The sequence below is a fragment of the Bacillus sp. Nf3 genome, assembly GCF_003028545.1.
GTDB classification, from domain to species: Bacteria; Bacillota; Bacilli; order Bacillales; family Bacillaceae; genus Bacillus; species Bacillus safensis.
Map to the genome: position 1 here is coordinate 1 of NZ_PYUA01000042.1, position 677 is coordinate 677.

The 677-nt window shown below is 68.8% G+C and carries 1 protein-coding gene; it reads right to left on the reverse strand.

Annotated features, from left to right (window positions below):
• Positions 1-677: autotransporter-associated beta strand repeat-containing protein (locus C9414_RS20750; protein ID WP_181286184.1), on the reverse strand; the 677-nt coding region annotated here is incomplete at both ends.

Consider the following 677-nt stretch of genomic DNA (forward strand, 5'->3'; position numbering starts at 1 on the left):
GTTGGCACCGGACAGGGTCTGCACACCCGCCCCCACCTTCACCAACCCGCCGCCACCACTGATCAGGCCATCAAACGCGCCGTTGGCAGCGCTGCCGAAGGTCAGCGAATTGCCGCCCAGGGCCAGCGAAGTTCCCGCCACGCCGTTGAGCGCCCCGATGGTCTGGCTGCTGCCTGCGCCGGAGATGTCGAAGATCGCCCCTGCAGCGCCCAGCGTGACATCACCTGCCGCAGCCAGGCTGCCGCCCGCGCCCAACGCGAGCGTGCCGGCATTGACGGTGGTGCCACCGGTATAGGTGTTGGCGCCGGACAGTGTCAGCGTCGCACCACCATTCTTGATCAGGCTGCCATTGCCGGCCACGATGCCGCTCAGGGTCAGCGCGTTGCTGCCCTGCAGGGTCAGTGCCACGCCCGATCCCAGGTTCACCGCGTTGCCCAGCGTCACCGCAGCGCCGGCATCCAGCGAGGCGTTGCCGTTCACCGCCAGTGCGCCGGTACCCAGCGCACCGTTGGCGCCCGCCACCAGGTTGCCGCCGTTCAAGGTCAGGCCGCCAGTGAAGGTGTTGCTGTTGTTGAGCGTCAGCAGGCCAGCACCGTTCTTGACCAGGCTGCCATCGCCGCTCAGCACGCCGCCCAGGGTGAGGTCATTGCTGCCGCCCAGGGTCAGCTGCGTGCCGG